19 protein-coding genes and 1 tRNA gene are annotated in these 20,711 nt (G+C 55.0%); 12 read left to right on the top strand and 8 right to left on the bottom strand.

The window, feature by feature from the left end; genetic code table 11:
• Positions 1–6: 6 nt before the first annotated feature.
• From hemH to FIV08_RS09355, 4 genes are read left to right on the top strand one after another with little or no spacing between them, the layout of a single operon-like run.
• Positions 7–1,119, top strand: coding sequence for a ferrochelatase (gene hemH, locus FIV08_RS09370; RefSeq protein ID WP_106695728.1), 1,113 nt, complete (start codon positions 7–9; stop codon positions 1,117–1,119).
• Positions 1,120–1,134: 15 nt separating this feature from the next.
• The gene (locus tag FIV08_RS09365; RefSeq protein WP_152438121.1) at positions 1,135–1,875 is read left to right on the top strand and encodes a 5-oxoprolinase subunit PxpA; all 741 of its coding nucleotides are present in this window, start codon (positions 1,135–1,137) and stop codon (positions 1,873–1,875) included.
• Positions 1,872–2,555 carry a 5-oxoprolinase subunit PxpB gene (gene pxpB / locus FIV08_RS09360; protein WP_152438120.1) on the top strand — a complete coding sequence of 228 codons (684 nt, stop codon included), beginning with the start codon at positions 1,872–1,874 and terminating at the stop codon, positions 2,553–2,555. The genes FIV08_RS09365 and pxpB overlap by 4 nt, the downstream gene beginning before the upstream one ends.
• On the top strand, positions 2,552–3,505 hold the full coding sequence (locus tag FIV08_RS09355; protein WP_152438119.1) for a biotin-dependent carboxyltransferase family protein: 954 nt from the start codon (positions 2,552–2,554) through the stop codon (positions 3,503–3,505). Before pxpB ends, FIV08_RS09355 begins: the two co-directional genes overlap by 4 nt.
• Before the next feature lie 182 nt (positions 3,506–3,687).
• Here FIV08_RS09355 and FIV08_RS09345 read toward each other — a convergent pair whose 3' ends face one another.
• Together FIV08_RS09345 and FIV08_RS09340 are read right to left on the bottom strand one after the other, a co-directional pair.
• The gene (locus FIV08_RS09345; RefSeq protein ID WP_152438117.1) at positions 3,688–4,230 is read right to left on the bottom strand and encodes a hypothetical protein; all 543 of its coding nucleotides are present in this window, start codon (positions 4,228–4,230) and stop codon (positions 3,688–3,690) included.
• 2 nt (positions 4,231–4,232) lie between these two features.
• The gene (locus FIV08_RS09340) at positions 4,233–6,278 is read right to left on the bottom strand and encodes a hypothetical protein (protein WP_152438116.1); all 2,046 of its coding nucleotides are present in this window, start codon (positions 6,276–6,278) and stop codon (positions 4,233–4,235) included.
• Positions 6,279–7,083: 805 nt separating this feature from the next.
• Between FIV08_RS09340 and FIV08_RS09335 the strand changes: the two genes are divergently transcribed.
• Complete coding sequence (locus FIV08_RS09335; RefSeq protein WP_152438115.1) at positions 7,084–8,028, top strand: IS5 family transposase; 945 nt, start codon at positions 7,084–7,086, stop codon at positions 8,026–8,028.
• A 128-nt stretch (positions 8,029–8,156) separates the two neighbouring features.
• On the opposite strand, the gene FIV08_RS09330 is transcribed toward FIV08_RS09335, so the two are convergent.
• Positions 8,157–8,966 carry an endonuclease gene (locus tag FIV08_RS09330; RefSeq protein ID WP_152438114.1) on the bottom strand — a complete coding sequence of 270 codons (810 nt, stop codon included), beginning with the start codon at positions 8,964–8,966 and terminating at the stop codon, positions 8,157–8,159.
• The gene (locus tag FIV08_RS09325; protein WP_152438113.1) at positions 8,959–10,290 is read right to left on the bottom strand and encodes a DNA cytosine methyltransferase; all 1,332 of its coding nucleotides are present in this window, start codon (positions 10,288–10,290) and stop codon (positions 8,959–8,961) included. The genes FIV08_RS09330 and FIV08_RS09325 overlap by 8 nt, the downstream gene beginning before the upstream one ends.
• Before the next feature lie 379 nt (positions 10,291–10,669).
• On the opposite strand from FIV08_RS09325, the gene FIV08_RS09320 reads away from it, so the two are divergent.
• Complete coding sequence (locus FIV08_RS09320) at positions 10,670–11,665, top strand: hypothetical protein (protein ID WP_152438112.1); 996 nt, start codon at positions 10,670–10,672, stop codon at positions 11,663–11,665.
• 159 nt (positions 11,666–11,824) lie between these two features.
• Here FIV08_RS09320 and FIV08_RS09315 read toward each other — a convergent pair.
• Positions 11,825–11,915: transfer RNA gene (locus FIV08_RS09315), tRNA-Ser, on the bottom strand.
• A 259-nt stretch (positions 11,916–12,174) separates the two neighbouring features.
• Between FIV08_RS09315 and FIV08_RS09310 the strand changes: the two genes are divergently transcribed.
• From FIV08_RS09310 to FIV08_RS09290, 5 genes are all read left to right on the top strand, one after another.
• Positions 12,175–12,876: a Bax inhibitor-1/YccA family protein gene (locus tag FIV08_RS09310; RefSeq protein ID WP_058089752.1), complete on the top strand. Its 702-nt coding sequence runs from the start codon at positions 12,175–12,177 to the stop codon at positions 12,874–12,876.
• Between the two features lie 101 nt (positions 12,877–12,977).
• The gene (gene tusD / locus FIV08_RS09305) at positions 12,978–13,388 is read left to right on the top strand and encodes a sulfurtransferase complex subunit TusD (protein WP_152438111.1); all 411 of its coding nucleotides are present in this window, start codon (positions 12,978–12,980) and stop codon (positions 13,386–13,388) included.
• A gap of 1 nt (position 13,389) precedes the next feature.
• A complete protein-coding gene (locus FIV08_RS09300) occupies positions 13,390–13,740 on the top strand; it encodes a DsrE family protein (protein WP_072677346.1) in 351 nt (116 codons plus the stop codon).
• Between the two features lie 10 nt (positions 13,741–13,750).
• Positions 13,751–14,041 (top strand): sulfurtransferase complex subunit TusB, encoded by a 291-nt coding sequence (tusB, locus tag FIV08_RS09295; RefSeq protein WP_152438110.1) that lies wholly within the window; start codon positions 13,751–13,753, stop codon positions 14,039–14,041.
• Between the two features lie 4 nt (positions 14,042–14,045).
• The gene (locus FIV08_RS09290; RefSeq protein WP_061332843.1) at positions 14,046–14,366 is read left to right on the top strand and encodes a TusE/DsrC/DsvC family sulfur relay protein; all 321 of its coding nucleotides are present in this window, start codon (positions 14,046–14,048) and stop codon (positions 14,364–14,366) included.
• On the opposite strand, the gene FIV08_RS09285 is transcribed toward FIV08_RS09290, so the two are convergent.
• The 3 genes from FIV08_RS09285 to nfuA form a co-directional block, all read right to left on the bottom strand.
• Entirely contained in the window at positions 14,367–14,735 is a 369-nt protein-coding gene (locus FIV08_RS09285; RefSeq protein WP_061332841.1) for a hypothetical protein, read from the bottom strand.
• Between the two features lie 15 nt (positions 14,736–14,750).
• On the bottom strand, positions 14,751–15,965 hold the full coding sequence (locus tag FIV08_RS09280; protein WP_208622845.1) for a DUF445 domain-containing protein: 1,215 nt from the start codon (positions 15,963–15,965) through the stop codon (positions 14,751–14,753).
• A gap of 207 nt (positions 15,966–16,172) precedes the next feature.
• The gene (gene nfuA, locus FIV08_RS09275; protein ID WP_058089746.1) at positions 16,173–16,760 is read right to left on the bottom strand and encodes a Fe-S biogenesis protein NfuA; all 588 of its coding nucleotides are present in this window, start codon (positions 16,758–16,760) and stop codon (positions 16,173–16,175) included.
• 241 nt (positions 16,761–17,001) lie between these two features.
• Between nfuA and metH the strand changes: the two genes are divergently transcribed.
• Positions 17,002–20,700, top strand: a complete 3,699-nt coding sequence (gene metH, locus FIV08_RS09270; protein ID WP_152438109.1) for a methionine synthase — start codon at positions 17,002–17,004, stop codon at positions 20,698–20,700.
• The last annotated feature ends 11 nt before the right edge of the window (positions 20,701–20,711 follow it).

Here is a 20,711-nt window from a genome sequence, read left to right as displayed (position 1 = left end):
GCATCAATGCCATATAAAGGGACGGATCAGTTCAGCCATAACGAGCCCGAACGCCTGGGGGTACTTGTGACCAACCTTGGCACACCAGACGCCCCCACCACACCAGCGCTGAGAAAGTATCTTGCCGAGTTCCTGTGGGACCCAAGGGTGGTGGAAGTACCCCGCCCCATCTGGTGGTTGATCCTCCATGGCATCATCCTGAGAATCCGGCCAAGAAAAAGCGCCCAGGCCTATGCCAGTGTCTGGCAACCGGAGGGCTCTCCCCTGCTGATACACACCGCCAAACAGGCGGAAGGCATTCGGGAAGCGCTGAAGAAAAAGTATGGCAGCAACGTGGTGGTGGGTTTTGCCATGCGCTACGGCAACCCGTCAATTTCCCGGGTATTGGAAGACATGCAGCAACAAGGTGTTCGCAAGCTGCTTGTCCTGCCGCTGTACCCCCAGTATTCGGCATCCACCACGGCGTCTACCTTTGATGCCATCGCCGCCGACTTTACCCGCCGCCGCTGGCTGCCGGATTTCCGGTTTGTGTCTCACTATCACGACTACCCGCCCTACATTGAGGCCATGGCACGCCATATTGAGGCGCACTGGGCCAATCATGGCCGGCACGAAAAACTCATCCTGTCGTACCATGGCGTCCCCCTGAAATACCTGCTCAAGGGCGATCCTTATCACTGTGAATGCCATAAAACCTCACGCTTGCTGGCCGAACGGCTTGGCCTTGGCCAGGACGACTACCTGACGACCTTCCAATCGCGCTTTGGGCGGGAAGAATGGCTGCAACCCTACACCGACGAAACCCTTAAATCCCTACCGGAAAAAGGTGTAAAATCTGTAGATGTCTTCTGCCCGGGGTTCTCTTCGGACTGCCTCGAAACCATCGAGGAAATCAACGAAGAAAACCGGGAATACTTCATGGAGTCCGGGGGTGAAGCCTTTGGCTACATCCCTTGCCTGAACGCCACACCCGGCCATATCGACGCATTGGTGCAACTGGTGGAAGACAACCTGAAAGGGTGGGCCGTGCCTGACAACAGCCCGGACAATCTGGCTGCCAGGCAGAAATGCGCAGAAGCCCGGAAACAGGCGACGTTTCCCGGCCGGACGGATATCTGAGACGACCGGTACGCTATGAAACTGAATTGCGATCTCGGCGAGAGTTACGGCGCCTGGCAGATGGGCCAGGACGATCTGGTCATGCCCCTGATCGACATGGCTAATGTGGCCTGCGGGTTCCACGCCGCAGATCCCATGGTCATCCGCAACACGCTGGCGCTGGCATCGCGTTACCATGTGGAGATTGGCGCTCACCCTTCGTACCACGACCTCAGCGGATTTGGCCGGCGGTCTATCCACCACACCCCGGAAGAAATCGAAGCCCTTCTGCTTTATCAGTTGGGCGCCCTGGAGGGCATGTGTCGTAAAGAAGGTTTAAGCCTGAGTTACGTGAAGCCCCACGGCGCCTTGAACAACGACATGATGCGGGACCCAACCCTGTTGCACGCGGTCATGGTTGCCACCCGAACCTTCCGGCAGGATCTGCCCCTGATGATTCCGGTCACCCGGAAATACCGGGAGCATCAGCAAATGGCCGCCGATGTCGGCGTTCCTCTGCTGCTGGAAGCCTTTGCCGACCGAGCCTACGACGACGAAGGCCAACTGGTGTCCAGACGCCAGGCTGGGGCGGTGCACGAAGACCCTGAAATCATTGTGCGCCAGGCCCGGTACTTTGCCGAAAAAGGTGGCGTATTCAGTGCCACCGGTAACTGGCTTGAACTTCCTGCAGACAGCCTGTGCGTTCATGGCGACAACGAAGCCGCGCTTGAGGCGATCAAGGCCATCCGCAAGGCTCTTGGCAAACCCGGGCAATGATTGAAGCGGTTTCGGAAGATACCATCCTGATCACCCTGGCCGAGGCCATCGACGAGCGCCTGCCTGCCCGCATCGCCGGACTTGCTGACAACATTCGCAGTGCCTGTCTCCCCTGGTTAGTCGATATAGTTCCCTCATACACCACGCTGATGGTGGTCTACGATCCATTGAAGATCGACTTTCGGCAGGCTGTGTCTGAGCTGACGCCACTGGTTACCCTCGAAAACACCTGTAAGCGCGCGCCGGAGGTGAAGGGCCGACTGGTTGAGCTGCCGGTTTACTACAGCACCGAGACCGGGCCTGACCTGCAATGGCTGGCCTCAGAGTGCGGCCTGGAGTGCGAGGACATCATCCGCAAACACAGCGCCGTTGAGTACCGGGTCCATGCCCTTGGGTTTGCTCCCGGATTTGCCTTTATGGGGCAAGTGGACCCCACCATCGCCGCGCCCCGAAAGACCAGCCCCCGCAAACGGGTGCCCGCTGGCAGTGTTGGCATAGCCAACCGGCAGACCGCCGTATACCCGCAGGCGTCCCCTGGAGGCTGGCAATTGATTGGCCGGTGCCCGACACCCTTGTTCGACCAAAACAGCCTGTCGCTGCTCAGGGTCGGCGACCGGGTGAGATTCAAAGCCATAAGCCGGGAGGCGTTTCTGGCCGCGGGCGGGGAGTTGACCCCATGAGCTTTCTGGAAGTCGTCCGCCCCGGCGTACAAAGCACCGTTCAAGACAGCGGTCGTCGGGGTTATCGCCACCATGGGCTGGCCGCAGGCGGCGCGCTGGACCTGATCAGCTATACCTGGGCCAACAAGCTGCTGGACAACCCTCGCAATGCGGCCTGTCTGGAGATAGTGCTGGGTGGATTTCGCGCCATTGCCCATGGTGCGCTTCAGGTAGCCCTCACCGGCGCCAGAACACGCGTAACGGTGAACAGGCAAACGGTTGATTTGTGGCAAACCCTGAACCTCAACGATGGTGACGAACTAACGATTGACCACTCAACGCACCATCGGCTTGTCTACCTTGCCGTGGTGGGTGGGTTGGATGCGCCGGAACAATTCGGGAGCCATTCGGTGGTTGTTCGGGAAAAGCTCGAGGGCCAGGGCCCGGTGCAGACAGGAGACCGATTGATGCCGTTGCAGCCAAAACGGCAAGTGCCAGAGCGGAAAGTACCAGATCACCAGCGTCCCGACCTTGATGCAGAAACGGTTATCCGGCTGATTCCGGGCTATCAATACCCTCAGTTTCAGCGAGCGGATATCATCCGGCTAACAACCAGCCGCTATACAGTTGGCGACCAATCCGACCGCATGGGCTTTCGACTCCAGGGAACGCCCCTGAGCTCCCCGCCCCCCGGAATTATTTCCGAAGGCATCGCCCTTGGAGCCGTCCAGATTCCCGGTGATGGTCAACCTATCGTCTTGATGAACGATTGCCAGACCATTGGTGGCTACCCGAAGCCCGGCGTCGTTCCCACCATGGATTGCGCACTTCTGTCCCAACAACTACCCGGCGCCCAAGTCCGGTTTGAATTATCTGACCTGGCTACTGTGCAGAATCAGCGGCGCCTGTTTGAGCTCCATTACCAGCACACTCGCTGGTGTCGGAGCGGCCGGGCACTTGAGTGGCTCTGATACCACCGGCATGGTCCAGGTCTGGAACAGCCTGGCAAAAGGTGCATTCCTCGGTATCCACTGCAGCACCACCCGTTTCAACGTAACGCACCCGGTGGCTAGCGCTCCCACGATTGGCAGAGACGGCAAAGCGCCGGTTCTTTCGATCCTGCTCGGCTTCGGGATTCTGGTTCTCATTCATATCAAAACTCACCCCGCTCATGGCGTTCAGCGATGTCTTTGAAGACATCCAACAGACCTTGCTCAAACAACCACGGATCACCCATTTTGAACATTTGGCACCAGTTATCGTCGGGCCCCAAAGACGTATGCTCAAAGCGATTAAGGTTATCCAACGAGTAACCAGGAATCGACTTAGGGATACTGCCGTACTGGGCGCCCCTGGTAACACCCAAGATTTCTCCGCCAACCTGCTCCTCAATGGTAATCTCGCCTCTAGGTACCGCATTAGGATGCCCTGGCTCCAGAAAGAAACGAGAAATAGTCGTTACAAACCAGCGAGCGGCCTCGATGGGATATTCATATTGTTCGGTAATAAACCTGCCCGGTTTGCCTCCATACTGAATCCACTCCTTGCTGACTAACAACAAGTATCCATCTGTAACAAAGAAATCCCAGGGAATACTATTCCGATCTCTATCTTCGTGATGAGCCACTTTAATATAGCCCACCGGCGGACGATCAGGGTCTATAATCGGCCACTCAGGCAGCTTCGGATATGCCATGCTTAAGCTCCAAAATTAATCGGTTCAAGGTCCACCAACTCGACCCACTGTGCACCGCTACCTTCCATGCCAGTCATTTGCCGGAACGTTTTGGGATTTTTGTGCAGACTAAATGCTTCAACGGTCCCGTATATTGGTTTATCCGCAGTTGAACTAGCAGTTTTGGTTAGACCGTTTCCAGTGAAATGCTCATTGGCGCCCGTGTTGTCCTGAATACTAAAGCGAGCATCAAACAGCGCCTTTTCATTTCCGACAACACCGTTATCAGCGAGGTACTGCTTTCGTAATTTTGCGCTAACCCACGCATCATCAGGCATGCCCCTGATCAACGCCTCATACTCCCGCGAATATTCCGGCGTCATAACCTCCTTCGTCAAAGCAGGATTTTCAACTTTTCCCGGCAACTTATCCTCAACAAACTTCGTCAGATTTCCGTATGTGGGAACAATCGTCTCAGCATCCGCATACCTAACCGCGTCTGCCTGATCGATGATGGCCAACTTATACTTGGCATCTGGCTTGTAATTCACACCCATTGCTTCAGTGATCAATTTGGGGTCCGTATCCAGGTGCGCTATCTGATCAAAACTCGTTGACCAGATCTGCACACCGGCCGGACCTTCCTTACCTAATGTTCCGTTGTGGGGGCCATTTCGATGCACATGGGGCTCTTCTACCAAGCGGACAATGAACTTCTCGTCTGCAAAACCCTCTTGAGCGATGCGGTGCAGCTGTGCCTGGGTGTACTTGGGCGAAGGGGCCTTGCCATTGGCGATGATGGAATTCCGCGCATCTCCTAAAAGCTTCTTTGCCTCGTCGAAGGATCTGGGCCGAACTTTCCCTGGCCTCGTGCTTAGCTGGACGGGGTCGGGGTCCACGCCCTTTGGACGCGGTGATGCTTCAGCCTCAAAACGATTCTTCCTGTTCAGGTCGAAATCGCGCCATATCTTGCGCAACCCTTGAAGCTTTAGCGCCTCGGCAAATCGCCCGAATGCCGGCCCGAGCCCCGCCAGAATCCGAGCATGGCGGATACGGCTGGTCGCCTGCGCTGCGTTACCCGCTCCCAGTGTGGTTGCCGCCAGCAAACCGGCCAAAACCAGCTCAAATGCTATCGCTCCGAAAATGTAGGCATAATCGGTATGGTGCTGAATGGCGGCATAATCGGTTACAAAGTCTTTCAGAGCAGCGCTGAGCTGAGCATCCGTCATCACCAGACTGGCCAACTCATATGCTTTTGCAATGTCCTCCCCACTGATGTCAGATGGCGAGAACCCAATCGCTCGCACCCATCGCTCCCGGCGTTTGTCGTCATAGAGATTGTTGAAGGTCTCGTACCAGCTGCTGGCTCCGTTTTCCTGGTTTGCAGACCATGCCGATTTAAGCCCGTCCATCAGTGTCTTGGTTGGATTAGCCAGATCACTGACGCCAACCACAAAATCAAACAGGCCGATCCCCGCATCATAAGCGCCCTGAAACACCGCTCCGGTGTTCACCAGAGCCTTTTCATAGTGAGGCATCTGCTGATAGACCGTTTCCCGGGCTTCGTAGTCCTTCCTTTCCTGCTCCAGCAGTCGCTGGAGGCCCGCTATGATTGTCTTGCGTTCTTGCCGGACCACATCGTCCATGGCGCTTGAGCCCAGTCTGACAGTGGCAAACCGGCCATTCAGGCCCTCCACCGACGCGGCACCCTGATGGTCCAGAACTCCGGTGACGCTTTCCAAATCCGTGCCTACCTCAAACGGCAGGTTCGCTACACCAGTACCGTCCGGCCAGCGATACTCAATGGTCAGGCTATAGGGGCCTTTACCTGGCACGGGCTCCGCAACCGGCTCCGGTGCAAGCTGATAGTCCTGGCTGGCTGGCGCATGCAGGGAATCGGATCGGACAGCAGGCCCGCCAATGGCTCCAGAGGGCCAGCGGTCTCGCAAACGGTTTGCCAGGGGTGCCGGCAAATCCGAGCGAAGGTGCTCTGGACTTGCTGTGCGGTCGGTGAAAATACCAAAGGCTGCGCTATCCAGGCGGCCCAGAACCAGTTGGCCGCTTTGCAAGGCATCCAGTATTGCCTGGCGCTCACTGCTGGATGATTGCTCAAGGGCGCGATAGCCCCCATCCGGAGGTGGCTCTATGTGAGCGCCCTGGTAACCGCGTGAAAAATAATCCTGTGCGATGGACACCGCGTCGGAAGGGTGTAGTAACGACGGCAAAATCCTCTCGGTGAAGCCGTAGCCACCAGCAACGTATAACTGATAGGACACTGTTCCATTTCCTTGTCCGTTGATCTATCCCTGCGCTCTCCTGAGCGATAATGACAATAACCCCAATTAGTCCAGAAACGCAACAATGCAGTTGAATTCGTCATGAAAACCTAAGCTTGTTGCGGTACGAGCTAGGTATCGAACTAAATGCAAACTTCTGCTGTTCTGAAAAGGCTCGTTGATCGAAACTGAGTATCAAAAAGAGGAAATATAAGAATAAAAATGGCGGTGGGCCAGGGAAACTGCGCCGCCCCTGCCAGCCCAGAGCCCATGGGGCATGCGGGTTCCCGACGGGCATGATACCAACAAACTAGTCAACACTTGGCATCTGCTCTCGCCATCTCCGATAAGAAACACCTCGTACTGAAAGACAACACTTAGTCATTCAACCGGCGCGTCCCGAAGAGCTACATCCAGGTACCGGCAGAAGGCTACAAGGGCTTCGTGGTGACCGTCATTGATCACCACCTGCACGCAAAGCAAGCCTCGTTACATTGTCTTCAGGGGTAGAATTACTCGGACCTAGGGAGACTCTGAATAAGTCCCCAAAATCAGCGATAATACGGCCATCATCAACCGCATAGGATTCGTTGCCACCATGGATCAGATCACCTTCTCCGAAGCTGAGTACCAGACCAAGAAGCGCAAAACGCGTCGTGAGATCTTTCTGGAGCGGATGGACAAGCTGATTCCCTGGAAGCAATTGGAGAAGAAGGTAGCCCGTTATTACCCGAAGGGCCAGAATGGCCGGCCTCCCTATCCGCTGCCGGCCATGCTTCGAGTTCACTGCATGCAGCTGTTCTATAACCTGAGCGATCCGGCCATGGAAGACGCTCTGTACGAGATCGAATCCATGCGGCACTTCGCTGGTCTGAAGCTGGACCGCCTGCCGGACGAAACCACCATTCTCAAGTTCCGCCATTTCCTTGAACGCCACGGACTCGGCAAGGTGCTGTTCAAAGAAGTTAACAAGCACTTGGAAAAGAACGGCCTGATGCTGCGCGAAGGCAGCATTGTGGATGCCAGCATTATTTCGGCACCGAGTTCCACCAAGAACAAAAGTGGTCAGCGGGATCCAGAGATGCACCAAACCAGGAAGGGCAATCAATGGTATTTCGGCATGAAGATGCACATCGGCGTTGATGACACGCTCGGACTGATCCACAGCATCGACACGACGGCCGCCAACGTCCACGACATTGTGCCGGCCGGCAACCTTCTTCACGGTGACGAGCAGCGCGTGTTCGGTGATGCCGGTTATCTTGGCATTCAAAAGCGGGATGAGCATAAGGATCGCAAAAACGTCTCTTGGTTCATTGCCAAACGCCCCGGTTCTCGTAAAAAACTGGACGACCGAAAGTTGAAGGCTGAAAAGCTCAAAGCCAGCGCCCGTGCCAAAGTGGAACATCCGTTCCGGTACATCAAACAGGTCTTTGGCTACAGCAAGGTTCGCTATCGCGGCCTGGCTAAAAACAGTAACCGATTACACTTGCTGGCCGCGTTCAGCAACCTGCTGATGGGTGAAAAATACCTGCTGGCGTAGTGCCAGTGCGCCTGTTTTCCGCCGAAATGGCGGGAAACGGGCAAAAAATGAACAAATAGAGGGGCTGATCGTGCCTAAATTGCCTTTGAATAGCTTTTTTTGAGCTAATAAAGTTATTCGGCAAGAAATCAGGCATTAATCAGACCCTCCCTAGCGTATAGCTCTAGGTCCGCTTTCGAAATGCTTGCAGCGGGTACGAGGCGATAGTGTTTTTCCTGCACCACACACACCTCGTCATCCTGCATCACCAACTCAAACATTGCGATAAGGTCATCATCCATGAATTGTGCGGACACTGCCCGGCAGGCTAGGTATGGAAACTTCTGCTCGCAGAACAGGATGTCTTGCGATGTCTGGACTGATCCATGTTTGTCTTTTCCGCCCTTTGCTTGCACCGGGATTACGAAGTGTTGTCCATGCTTGTTAAGGCCAACATAAATTTCATCAATTTCAATCTGACCTATTCCTTTGACGGTAGTTCTCAGGTGGTTTTGCAACGAGTTCGCAGTAACTCCCAAAAAGGTATCTACCAGTCTGTTGTACCTGACCTTCGCAAGGAGAGCTTGCTCGTCGTTGAGGGCGTATGCGTTGATAATTTCTGGTGTTGAATCGGGAATCTTAACTTTTATTAGGTCATCGCGCGGTACGATGCGATTGAGCTTCACGAGCTTGAAACGGTACTTCGCGCGGCCCGCGCCTACGATGATCCACTCAAGGTCATCGGGTGCAGTTTCCTGAATGGTCTGAGGGAAGTTGTTTCTATACCTGAAGGAATAAATCACGTCGCCGGGATTCTTTGGCAGATCGACCTGTAGTTTGTGCGCACAATCAATCAGCTCACTCCTCTCGAAGACAAACTCAGTCATACCGGGCTGGTAATGATTAGCAAATATTTCCGCGATCAGGGCGCTGTATCGGTTTTGCTTTTTCTTAGGCATTAGCTTCCTCAGTGATTGCAGCTTGCAGGGCCAGGGTCAGTTGTTCTGCATCTTCTGCTTGTTCAGCAGCTTTAGCAGTCTTTCGTGTCCTCTGAGCTATGGTGTCGACTGGGACACCGAATTTTTTCGCGGCCCTGCTCATGTCCATGTAAAGCAGTTCTTCAGCACCGAGGTTAATGTAGTCAGCGGGTTGAACCGGGGTATAACGAAGCGCCTCTGCAATCTGCCTGGCCACAGCTCTTCCCAGCATGGGCGGAACACTATTTCCGACCTGCCTGAATCCATGCCATTTGGTTGAATGGAACCTGAACCAGTCTGGGTAAGAATGGAGCCTCGCAGCTTCACGCACGGTGATAACCCGTGGTAGCGCAGGATGGATCGGTCGTGGTGAGGTAAAGGCACCTCTCGCGCTATCGGTCCCGGCCCGCAGGGTGTTGCACAGCCCCTTAGGATCAAGTTTTCTGAAACGGCTTACAGGCTCTGTCTTGCCGGGTTCAGTGGCAAGGAATCGAGACTGGGACAACTCCGTGTGTTTTGTTCGCAAGCTCGATGTCAGCAGAGAGTGATCAAAGCGACGGGGGAAGCTATAGTCTGACTCATCGGTTTGTTGGCCCCTGAGGATTCGTGCATATGTCGATGTGGTCTCCCACTCAGTCGCAACCGTGTCCGAATCGACAAGTTCAGGAAATTCGTTAGCGTCCGGCAGGTCGCCAATAGCTTCCTCGACAGTAACTATTTTATTGTATGGCTCGGGATACACAGGCAGGGGTAGGCCACGCCTAGCACCCACGAGAAATAGCCTTTGGCGCGACTGAGGGACACTGTAGTGAGCCGCATTCAGCACTTCGTATGGATTGACCACATCATAGCCAGAGTCCTTTAGGGCTTTGATCATGTCTTTAAGAAACTTCACATGCTTGCCAACCGTCAGACCCTTGACGTTCTCAAACACGAAGTAACGGGGCTGAAGTTCGTACACTAGGCGCACATAGTCTGACGCTAACTGATTTCGGGGGTCATCGAGAGTGCGCTTACCGATGAGTGAAAATCCCTGACACGGCGCTCCGCCAAAGACAACATCGATTTGTTTATTCCCCAAATCAGCACGCCGCCGGATGTCCTCACCTGTGAGGTCCGTGACACTCGCGCAGATGACCTTAGAGTACGGAAAGTTGTACTCATGCGTAGCACAGTGAATTGGGTCAATCTCTACGGCAGCCGCAACATCGAAACCGGCTTGTTCAAAGCCCAGGGATAAACCACCAGCACCTGCGAATAGGTCAATGCCAATTGGTCTTTCTTGCGTTTTGCGTGATGAGGCCATGAGTTGTTGCTTTTCCGTTTCTGCGAGCGTGACAAGATTCTGGACCGTCTACCATGACAGCCAACCGAATCGAAAATTAACATAAAATTCGTCTGTATTCTTTAATCGCGTCAACATCTGGCTTCCCCCCCGTACCCCCTTGCTTCGACCTCTGGCGAGTCATTTTAGGCTTTTGGCCTCACGGGAAAGGGCTACGGCCAATCCAGATCGGTAAACTGTCCACTTGAATATGAGTCTTTGGCAAACGGGGCCTCACAAATAATACTGTATATTTAAACAATGCTGCTTTTATGTACAGTCGAGCTGTAGTACCCTGTTTTCAGGCATCCAGTTGAGCAGTCGGATTTCTTTGAAATCAGTGAAGGAGCCCCCTTTGCCCATGTCTTCTGATAGCCTCCATATTCTTAATATCAAGACCTACAGTCAGCTTTGCGAAAGCTTTGACATTAATGGCGACGAGCCTTTGTCGAAAGACAATTTCAGATGCCCCATCAAGTCCTACCGCCTCCTGAAGCAAGAAGCCAGATGTCAGTACCTCAGAGGGCAACACATTTGTGGCCAAGAGCACCTCTGGGGGTATGTAGTCGAGACGAAGAGTAACAACAAAGTTCTTATTGGGAACTGTTGCGCTGAGAAACACCTCGGAATCGAGGACAAAGATATCAAGCTGGCGTTTAGCAGGCTCCGAAAATCAGAAAAGCTCGAAGCAGACCGCGCCAAAGTTCGCAAGTTCTTGGCAGGCCGCAAAGAGATAGAAAACAGGCTCGGTTATTTGAAGCAAGTCGCGGAGAGTAACTTCCATGAAGCCTCTCGTATTGTAGAAAACCTACCTGGACCAATCTTGAAAACTCTTCGGGATCGATGGAAGAGACGGAGCTTTGACTTAACTTGGGAATATTCGGTTCGAAAGGAAGTAAAGCGGGAGGACGGATCAACCTCAACTGCTGAGGATTGGCACCTAATGGACTTCCGCCCTCTAGAAGGGCTTGGAGATTGGCTTACCCCAAGAAGGGGCGGGTGGGGTATCAGTTTCAGTGCAGTTGGACGGCGGTTGAACAATCTTCCAACGCACTTATTTCTGAGCGAGCCTGAGATCAAAGAAGCTGAAGAGGTTATTAAGCAGGTGTCTCAGCTAGACAAAATTGAGCAAGAGCTAGTTCGTCAACGCAAACTGATGCGGAACTTCTGCCGCAAAGACAATTTGGACTTGTTGATGCAACTTACCCCGAACCGAAAGCTGAGAGCAGATGCGGTTCGTGCGGCTCATCGCATTATTGGAGAAGACCTCCGGCAAGATGCGTCCCGAGTGGTAGACAATTTTGATGACTCACTAAGGCGCAAGTACGGTGCTTCAGGGTTGAGAATGGCCAGCTAAATGTACTGTTGCGGAGGCGTCGCCTCCAGGGCTTGAAAGTTGCAAGGGGCGACTCACTGATATTGACGCCCGTACAACTTCAATTAGGTCAAGCGGGCAGTCAACATTTTGGTCAGCACATGCCGTGCAAGCTACTGATTTAGAGGAAAAAATAGAAAATGGCGGTGGGCCAGGGATTCGAACCCCGGGACGGCTATTAACCGTCGGCGGTTTTCAAGACCGCTGCATTCAGCCACTCTGCCAGCCCACCGTCTTACCGAAAAAACGCCAGAAGGCGTATTTCAGTTGCTGCCGTCGCGACAGCGGGTGGAATGATACCGGATTTGCCATTACTGTCAACGCCTTGAAGAAAAAACGTTGGAAATTCCACTGGTTCTGGTCACGGTGCGAGCAAGATTACACCAGTTTAATGGAATCCATTGGGGCATTTTCTGTCGTAAATGATTGAAAGTTGCGGATTCGACATTATCATGGGACTCAGTATCCAGTTGCAATAAACGGAGATGACAATGGAAGACAGACGTTTCGGCGTTCAGAACAACCAGGCTGCCTACCCGCAGTCCGGTCAAGCCACCGGCGTAACAGCGGGCATTGATGAAGATGCGCTGAAGGTACTGCGCAACACCTACATGCTGCTGGGCATGACCCTGGCCTTCTCGGCCCTGACTGCGTTCCTGAACATGAACGGCACGCATCCGGGCTTCCTGATCACCATCGTTGGCTATATTGGCCTGCTGTTCGCGACCTATAAGCTCAAAAACAGCCCCTGGGGCATCGTAACCACCTTCGCCCTGACCGGCTTCATGGGGTACACCCTGGGCCCGATCATCGGCGCGTTCGTTGCCGCGGGTGCCTCTCAGATTGTCGCCCAGGCACTGACCCTGACAGCCGTAGCCTTTGTTGGTCTGTCAGCCACCGCGCTGATCACCAAGAAAGACTTCAGCTTTATGTCCAGCTTCCTGACGGCCGGTGCGTTCGTGCTGATCGGTGCCATGCTGCTGGCCTTCTTCATGCAGAGCTCTGCCCTGCATCTGGCGGTATCCGCTGGCTTCACCATTTTCGCCTCCATCATGATCCTGTTTGAAACCAGCCGGATCATCAAAGGCGGCGAGCGTAACTACGTGATCGCAACCGTTGGCCTGTACGTGGCCATCTACAACCTGTTTGTCAGCCTGCTGCACCTGCTGGCGGCATTCAGCGGCGACGATTGATTCGCCAGAGCAATGCGTTGAACAGGAACCCCGGCCTTTGCCGGGGTTCTTGCTTTCGGTAAACTGAAATCCGATCCATTTCTGACCGGCAACCTATCGTTATGTCCCCTGGCCTTTCTTACACCCTGGTTATTACCGGCGCTCCCTGGTCTAGCCAGGCACCACAAACAGCACTGGCATTCGCACAGGAGCTGATTGCAGCCGGCCACCACATCGACCGGGTGTTTCTTTATGGCGAGGGCGTACACCTAGCTTCAGCCCTGAGTACGCCCCCCTCCGATGAACCCGACTGGCCTGGACAGTGGGCAGATTTCCTTGCTGACAACCAGACGCCTGGGGTCGCCTGCATTGCCTCGGCCTTGCGCCGGGGAATCGTCGACCAGGGCGAACAGGCGAGGTATGAACTCAGCGCCAACAACCTTCGCCAGCCTTACCAGATAGCGGGCTTGGGGGAATGGGTGGAAGGCAACATGAAGTCTGACCGCGTGATCTACTTTCATGGGAGCCACTGAGATGACCACCTTGATTGTGATTGATCAGGCTCCGTATGGCTCCTGGACTGGTCGCGAAGCGCTGGATATGGTGTTTTCCCTCGCAGCCTTCGATCAACCAGCGGCATTGCTCTTTATGGGCGCTGGTGTTAACTGGCTGCGCAAATCCCAGGATGCCGGAGGCATCGGCCAGAGAACGGTTGAAAAGAACCTTGCTGCGGCACCGGTGTTCGGAGTCGAACAGATTCTCGCAGAACAATCCGCCTGCGAGCGTTTTCGGCTTGGTGAGGAAGACAGGCTGAATGGCGTGGAACTGATTCCATCGGTCAGAGACGCCCTTGATCGCTTTGAACGCATCGTTTTTGCAGGCTAAGGATGACGGAATGACACAGGAACAAACGATTCAGCCGACACTTCATATCCTGAACAAATCACCCAGTCACCCAAGGTTCGCAACCTGTCTGGCAGCCCTTCACGAAGGAGACACGCTGGCACTGGCGGAAAATGCGGTACTGGCGGTAACAGACAGCACTGCTGGCCTCCCCCGAAACTGTGTTGCGCTTGACGCAGACCTTGAGGCCAGAGGCCTGGCAGGCAACCCCAATGTACAAATCATCAGCTATGGCGATCTGGTGCGCCTGACCGCCGAACATTCACGTACGGTGAGCTGGTAATACAATGACGACTTTGCCGTTGCGCAACAACGAGGGTTTTCTGGAAGACGCTGGCAGCTGGACCCCTGAGGTAGCACAGGAGATTGCCGCCGAGGACAGCATACAGCTAAATGAAAATCACTGGGAGATCATAGATTTCCTGAGGGAATTCTACAAACAACATGAAATGTCTCCGCCGTCAAACCGGTTATTTGTGAAGGCGGTGAAAGAGGCGTTCGGGGACGACAAGGGCAACAGTATTTACCTGATGCAGCTCTTCCCCGGCACACCCGCCAAAACCGCCTGCCGGATTGCCGGGCTGCCCAGACCAACCAACTGCCTTTGATCAGCGATCGCCCTGCCCTGGTGGCCGGCTACCACTGCTGGATTGGGATTTCTGCATTTCGGCAGTCGAGCCCAGAAAACTGCTGAGCCCATTCTCGAACAGATTGGAGCCAAACTTCAGGAATTGCTTGGTCGATTCCTTGGTCGCGCCTTCCCATGCATTTTGCGGGAGCTGCCGGACGGCATCGGCGACGCCTTTGTTGACACCCTTGGCCACCTTGGGCTCGATCTGGTCAGCGGCCTCCACCAACTCCCGCATGCGTTCAGCCAGCCAGGGCCGAACCACGAGGTACCAGAACGCAAACAGAACCGCCGCCACCGTACCAGCGGTCAACAGCACCTGAACAATCATCAAAACCCACACAGACATTACCTGTCTCCCTTGTTAGCCACCCAGTGGCGGCATCGGCAGCTGGTTCATCGCGATAAACTGAATCAGGCCGGCCACTGCGCCGAACAAGCCTCCAACAAACATCAGCTGGAGCTCTTCTTCTCTGAACGCCGGCCGCAATATGTCCTGGAACTCCTCCGGACGGAGCGATTTCATCTGGCCCGCCAGCACACCGGCCACGATGGGCGCCCGCTCCTTGTTAAAAGCGGGATCGTTGAACACATCCCGGGTGGCGATCACCGCCTTCTGGTTCATCACTCGCTTGAGATCAGTGTAGCCGGTCATACCGACTGTCACCTGTGCCGCCAGCTTCATAACCATGGAGTTATCCAGCATCGGCCGCAGATGCTTCTGGATGATGGCTCGGGTTCTTGCTCCGTGCTGGCCATTGATCATGGCGTCCGCCACCTTCTCAACGGTGATCAGTTCCTCGGCCACCAGACGTGCCCAGGTATCACTGATCTGCTCCTGACGGCGCAGAAACAACCCCTGAATCCGCCAAAACAGAACCCGGCGAGGGCGAAGCGGTGCAAAAATCAGATTAATGGCGATCCAGTTGGTGATAAAACCAATGGCAAAACCACCGACCGGCAGCAGCCATGGCTCCGGATAGGCCAGCCACAGCGGCGCCAGGATGGCACCCAGCAAACCGCCAATGATGGCACCACGGTTGATGACCGATTGCAATTCAACGGAACCGGCTTCCCGGAAAATGCGATTCATCAGGTCAGGATGATTCTGCAATTCGCGGCTGAGCAGTGCTTTCAGATCCACCAGCTCATTCAGGTCGTCACCGAAATCCTCAACCAGCTCTTCAATCCTGTCCGGCAGCTGCTGCCTGGCCCATTGGTAGATCCTGGCGCGAACAAACAGCGGCAGGTTATCCCACAACACCGGCTGCACTTCGTACATGACTTCGTCGATGTATTCATCCATCCGTGGTGAAACCTGTGCCACCACCTGTTGAACAATGCGCTGGGGCTCCAGCTTTTGATAGACGGTATTCAGATCACCAAACTGCTGCAGCGTGCGGTCGATACAGATGTGCGCCATCTTCTCGGCTTTACGGGGGATAACACCCTGCCAACCAATAACGCCAATGCCGATGAAACGCACCGGGTGAAATGACATCTGTATCGCAAGCCAGTTGGTAAACCAGCCGACGACAGCAGCCATCACAGGTACGGATAAGAGAGCAAGGTCGAGCAAGTGTTACCCCGGCTTCAAGTCTGGCGGCGATGGCGCCGCTGATATCACTGTTTTTTATGGCACGGTACAGCAACCGTGCACGGTTCTGTTAGTCAACAGGATGATGGAGTATTGCAGATATCAGGACATTGGCCGTGTAGCCACGAAAGACAGGCATCTGCGGCAGCCGCCGCGGTGAACGGCGGCCTGGCAGAGGTAATGCCGAACTTACTGATAGTAGGCGTTTTCAGTGTTCGAGTGGTCGGTCACATCACGAACCGCAGTGATCTCCGGAACCCGCTCCTTGAGGGTTTTCTCAACACCTTGCTTGAGGGTCAGGCTGACGGCGGAACAGCCCTGGCAACCGCCACCGAAACGCAGCACTGCCACCGACTCCTCAACGATCTCCACCAGTGATACATCACCGCCGTGGGCCGCCAGATTGGGGTTGATCTCAGACGCCAGCACGTAGTTCACCCGTTCAGGAAGGGGTGCGTCATCAGACACCTGGGGCACTTTGGCGTTCGGCGCCTTGATGGTCAACTGGCCGCCCATCTGGTCTTTGGAGTAGTCCACGTAGGCATCTTCCAGAAACGGTACCGAGTTATGGTCCAGGAACAGAGTGAATTTCTGCAGATCAACCTGCTCGTCTGTAGGGACGACTTCGTTTGGCGGGCAATAGGCCAGACAGGTCTCGGCATTGCGGGTACCCGGCTGGGTGACGAAAATACGAACGCCCATGCCCTCGACATCCTGCTTTTCAATCAGTTGCGCAAGATAATCCCTTGCGGAATCAGTGACAGTTACCAAAGCCATGCTTCCTACCTGTTTTCAAATGTAGTCTCTATTTTAGGAGAGTTCGCAGGAACTTAAAAGACCAAGTAAAATAGTCGGGCTTTAACAGGATAATGAATTGCACGTATAACCTCCCGCCGGGAACTTTGTGGTCAGTGCTTGATAATGATCATCTGTATTAAGACGTATACGTACAATTTTGCTATGATCCCGCGCCGTCCGAACAAACACGACGTTATTAATGACCCCGGAAGAATTCCCTATGACCGATCGTACTACCCGCCTGGAACAGCTTCATAAGGCCCTCAAGGAACGCATCATCATCCTCGATGGTGGCATGGGCACCATGATCCAGAACCAGAAGCTGGACGAAGCCGCATTCCGGGGCGACCGATTCAAGGATTTCGACCGGGAAGTTCAGGGCAACAACGATCTCCTCAACCTGACCCAGCCGGCCCTGCTCCGCAACATCCACGCAGACTACCTGGATGCCGGCGCAGACATCATCGAAACCAACACTTTCAATTCCACCCGCCTTTCCCAGGCGGACTACGGCATGGAAGATCTGGCCCGTGAATTGAACGTGGAAGCGGCCAGGATCGCCCGGGAAATCGCTGATGAGTTCACCGCCCGCAATCCGGAAAAACCGCGGTTTGTTGCCGGCGCCGTGGGCCCTACCTCGCGCACCGCCTCCATCTCACCAGACGTCAATAACCCGGGTTACCGGAATGTGGATTTCCAGACCCTGGTGGATAACTACTATGAGGCGGTCTCAGGCCTGGTGGAAGGCGGCTCCGATCTGATCCTGATTGAAACCATTTTCGACACCCTGAACGCCAAGGCCGCCATTTACGCGACCCAGCAGTTCTTTGAGGACAACGGTTTTGAACTGCCGATCATGATCTCCGGCACCATTACCGACGCGTCTGGTCGAACACTGTCGGGCCAGACCACCGAGGCCTTCTACAACTCCATTGCCCATGCAAAACCCATCTCAGTGGGTCTTAACTGCGCTCTGGGCGCGGATGCGTTGCGCCCCTATGTGGAAGAGCTGGCCAACAAGGCAGAAACCTATGTGTCGGCCCACCCCAACGCCGGGCTGCCCAACGAATTTGGCGAATACGACCAGACCCCCGAAGAAATGGCCGACATCATTGAGGGCTTCGCCAAGGACGGGTTCCTGAACATCATCGGGGGTTGTTGCGGTTCACGACCGGATCACATCGAAGCCATCGCCAACGCGGTATCCAAGTATCCGCCCCGGAAGATTCCCGACCGCCCCAAGGCACTGCGCCTGTCAGGCCTCGAGCCCTTTACCGGTGACGAAAACACGCTGTTCATTAACGTGGGCGAACGCACCAACGTGACCGGCTCCAAGCGCTTTCTGAGACTGATCAAGGAAGAACAGTACGAGGAAGCACTAAGCGTGGCCCGGGATCAGGTGGAAAACGGCGCCCAGATCATCGACATCAACATGGACGAGGGCATGCTGGATTCCAGGGAGGTTATGGAGACCTTCCTGAAACTGGTGGCATCCGAGCCTGACATTTCCCGCGTGCCGATCATGATCGATTCTTCCAAGTGGGACGTGATCGAGGCCGGTCTTCGGTGCATTCAGGGTAAGGCCGTCGTGAACTCCATCAGCCTCAAGGAAGGCGAGGACGAGTTCATCAAGCGGGCAAAAGACTGCATGCGTTACGGTGCGGCCGTTGTGGTCATGGCCTTTGACGAAGATGGCCAGGCCGACACCTTCGAGCGCAAAACCGAGATCTGCAAACGCTCCTATGATGTGCTGACCGGCATCGGCTTTAACCCGGCCGACATTATTTTTGATCCGAACATCTTCGCCATCGCCACCGGCATCGAAGAGCACAACAACTATGCGGTGGACTTTATCAATGCCACCCGCTGGATCAGGGAAAACCTGCCCCACGCGTCCATTTCCGGTGGCGTGAGTAACGTCTCGTTTTCTTTCCGCGGTAACGATGCGGTGCGTGAGGCCATTCACTCCGTTTTCCTGTATCACGCGGTCAAGGCCGGCATGAACATGGGCATAGTGAACCCGGGCCAGTTGGTGATCTATGACGAGATCGAGCCAGACCTGAAGGAATTGGTGGAAGACGTCGTCCTGAACCGCCGCGATGACTCAACAGATCGCTTGCTTGAGGCGGCCGAAAAGTTCAAAGGCAAAGGCGGCCAGACCAAAGAAGAAGACCTTGCCTGGCGTGAATGGCCCGTCGAGAAGCGTCTTGAGCATGCCCTGGTGAAAGGTATCACCAGTTACATTATTGACGACACAGAAGCCTGCCGGCAGAACGCCAGCCACCCCATCGAAGTGATCGAAGGCCCGCTGATGGCGGGTATGAATGTGGTCGGCGACCTGTTCGGTGATGGCAAGATGTTCCTGCCCCAGGTGGTCAAGAGCGCCCGGGTAATGAAGCAGGCCGTTGCCCACTTGATCCCCTTCATCGAGGCTGAGAAAACAGAAGACCAGCAGGCCAAGGGCAAGATTCTGATGGCCACCGTGAAGGGCGACGTACACGACATTGGCAAGAACATCGTGGGCGTGGTCCTGCAGTGCAATAACTACGAAGTCATCGACCTAGGCGTGATGGTGCCCTGCGAGAAGATTCTGGACGTTGCGAAAAAAGAGAATGTCGACATTATTGGTCTGAGCGGCCTGATCACACCCTCGCTGGATGAAATGGTCCATGTTGCCCGAGAAATGCAGAGGCTGGATTTCAATATCCCGCTGATGATTGGCGGTGCCACCACCTCCAAAGCCCACACTGCGGTGAAGATCGAGCCCCAGTACAAGAACGACATTGCCCTGTATGTATCCGATGCCTCCCGGTGCGTAAACGTGGCCTCTCAGCTACTGAGCAAGACCGCAAAGCCCACGCTCGTGGAAGCCGCCCGTACCGAGTACGACGAGATTCGTGAGCGCCGTAAGAACCGTGGCGACCGTACAAAGCTGGTGTCTATATCAGAAGCACGGGCACGGGCACCGGAACTCGATTTCGAGACTTACCAGCCACCGAAACCGGTCTTCACCGGGGTGCGGGCGTTCGACGATTACAACCTGAACGAACTGGTGGACTACATCGATTGGACGCCGTTTTTCATTTCCTGGGACATTGCCGGCAAATACCCGGCAATCTTCGACGATCCGAAGCGGGGCGAAGCTGCACGCACTCTGTTCGACGACGCCCAGAAACTGCTCAAGAAGATGATCGTAGATAAACGCATCACCGCCAGAGGCGTGATTGGCTTCTGGCCGGCCAATCGTCGCGGAGACGATATTGTCGTCTACACAGACGAGTCCCGCACCGAGGAGCTGACCACCCTGCACCACCTTCGCCAGCAAGACGAAAAAGCGCCCGGCAAACCCATGATGGCCCTGTCTGATTTTGTGGCCCCTGAAGACTCCCACGTGGGTGACTATGTCGGCGGCTTTGCCGTAACCACCGGTATCGGGGTGGACGAACTGACCAAAGAGTTCAAGGATGCCCACGACGATTACAGCGCCATTATGGTCCAGGCTCTGGCAGACCGGCTTGCAGAAGCCTTTGCCGAGCGTATGCACGAACGGGTTCGCAAAGAATTCTGGGGCTATGCAACCGATGAACAGCTGGCCAACGATGACCTGATCAAGGAACGGTACCAGGGCATCCGCCCGGCCCCCGGCTATCCTGCCTGCCCTGACCATACAGAGAAAGCCACCCTGTTCAAACTGCTGGATGCAACAGCCAACACCAGCCTCCAGCTGACCGAACACTTTGCCATGTACCCAACGGCAGCGGTCTCTGGCTGGTACTTTGCCCACCCGGAATCCAAATACTTTGCCGTCGGCAAAATTGGCGTGGACCAGGTTGAAGACTATGCTGAACGAAAAGGGCTGTCCAAAGCAGAAGCCGAGCGCTGGCTGATGCCCAGCCTGGCCTACGATCCGGCCGAATAAACCAGGGTGAC

The organism is Marinobacter sp. THAF197a (assembly GCF_009363275.1).
Classification (GTDB): Bacteria; Pseudomonadota; Gammaproteobacteria; order Pseudomonadales; family Oleiphilaceae; genus Marinobacter.
Note: the sequence above shows the minus strand (reverse complement) of the source record. Positions and strands in the feature narration are given on the sequence as shown.

Bases quoted from the DNA above. Each gene is read 5' to 3' on its own strand.
- hemH (WP_106695728.1), top strand. From the start codon at position 7: ATGCCATATAAAGGGACGGATCAGTTCAGCCATAACGAGCCCGAACGC.
- FIV08_RS09365 (WP_152438121.1), top strand. From the start codon at position 1,135: ATGAAACTGAATTGCGATCTCGGCGAGAGTTACGGCGCCTGGCAGATG.
- pxpB (WP_152438120.1), top strand. From the start codon at position 1,872: ATGATTGAAGCGGTTTCGGAAGATACCATCCTGATCACCCTGGCCGAG.
- FIV08_RS09355 (WP_152438119.1), top strand. From the start codon at position 2,552: ATGAGCTTTCTGGAAGTCGTCCGCCCCGGCGTACAAAGCACCGTTCAA.
- FIV08_RS09345 (WP_152438117.1), bottom strand. From the start codon at position 4,230: ATGGCATATCCGAAGCTGCCTGAGTGGCCGATTATAGACCCTGATCGT.
- FIV08_RS09335 (WP_152438115.1), top strand. From the start codon at position 7,084: ATGGATCAGATCACCTTCTCCGAAGCTGAGTACCAGACCAAGAAGCGC.
- FIV08_RS09330 (WP_152438114.1), bottom strand. From the start codon at position 8,966: ATGCCTAAGAAAAAGCAAAACCGATACAGCGCCCTGATCGCGGAAATA.
- FIV08_RS09325 (WP_152438113.1), bottom strand. From the start codon at position 10,290: ATGGCCTCATCACGCAAAACGCAAGAAAGACCAATTGGCATTGACCTA.
- FIV08_RS09320 (WP_152438112.1), top strand. From the start codon at position 10,670: ATGTCTTCTGATAGCCTCCATATTCTTAATATCAAGACCTACAGTCAG.
- FIV08_RS09310 (WP_058089752.1), top strand. From the start codon at position 12,175: ATGGAAGACAGACGTTTCGGCGTTCAGAACAACCAGGCTGCCTACCCG.
- tusD (WP_152438111.1), top strand. From the start codon at position 12,978: ATGTCCCCTGGCCTTTCTTACACCCTGGTTATTACCGGCGCTCCCTGG.
- FIV08_RS09300 (WP_072677346.1), top strand. From the start codon at position 13,390: ATGACCACCTTGATTGTGATTGATCAGGCTCCGTATGGCTCCTGGACT.
- tusB (WP_152438110.1), top strand. From the start codon at position 13,751: ATGACACAGGAACAAACGATTCAGCCGACACTTCATATCCTGAACAAA.
- FIV08_RS09290 (WP_061332843.1), top strand. From the start codon at position 14,046: ATGACGACTTTGCCGTTGCGCAACAACGAGGGTTTTCTGGAAGACGCT.
- FIV08_RS09285 (WP_061332841.1), bottom strand. From the start codon at position 14,735: ATGTCTGTGTGGGTTTTGATGATTGTTCAGGTGCTGTTGACCGCTGGT.
- nfuA (WP_058089746.1), bottom strand. From the start codon at position 16,760: ATGGCTTTGGTAACTGTCACTGATTCCGCAAGGGATTATCTTGCGCAA.
- metH (WP_152438109.1), top strand. From the start codon at position 17,002: ATGACCGATCGTACTACCCGCCTGGAACAGCTTCATAAGGCCCTCAAG.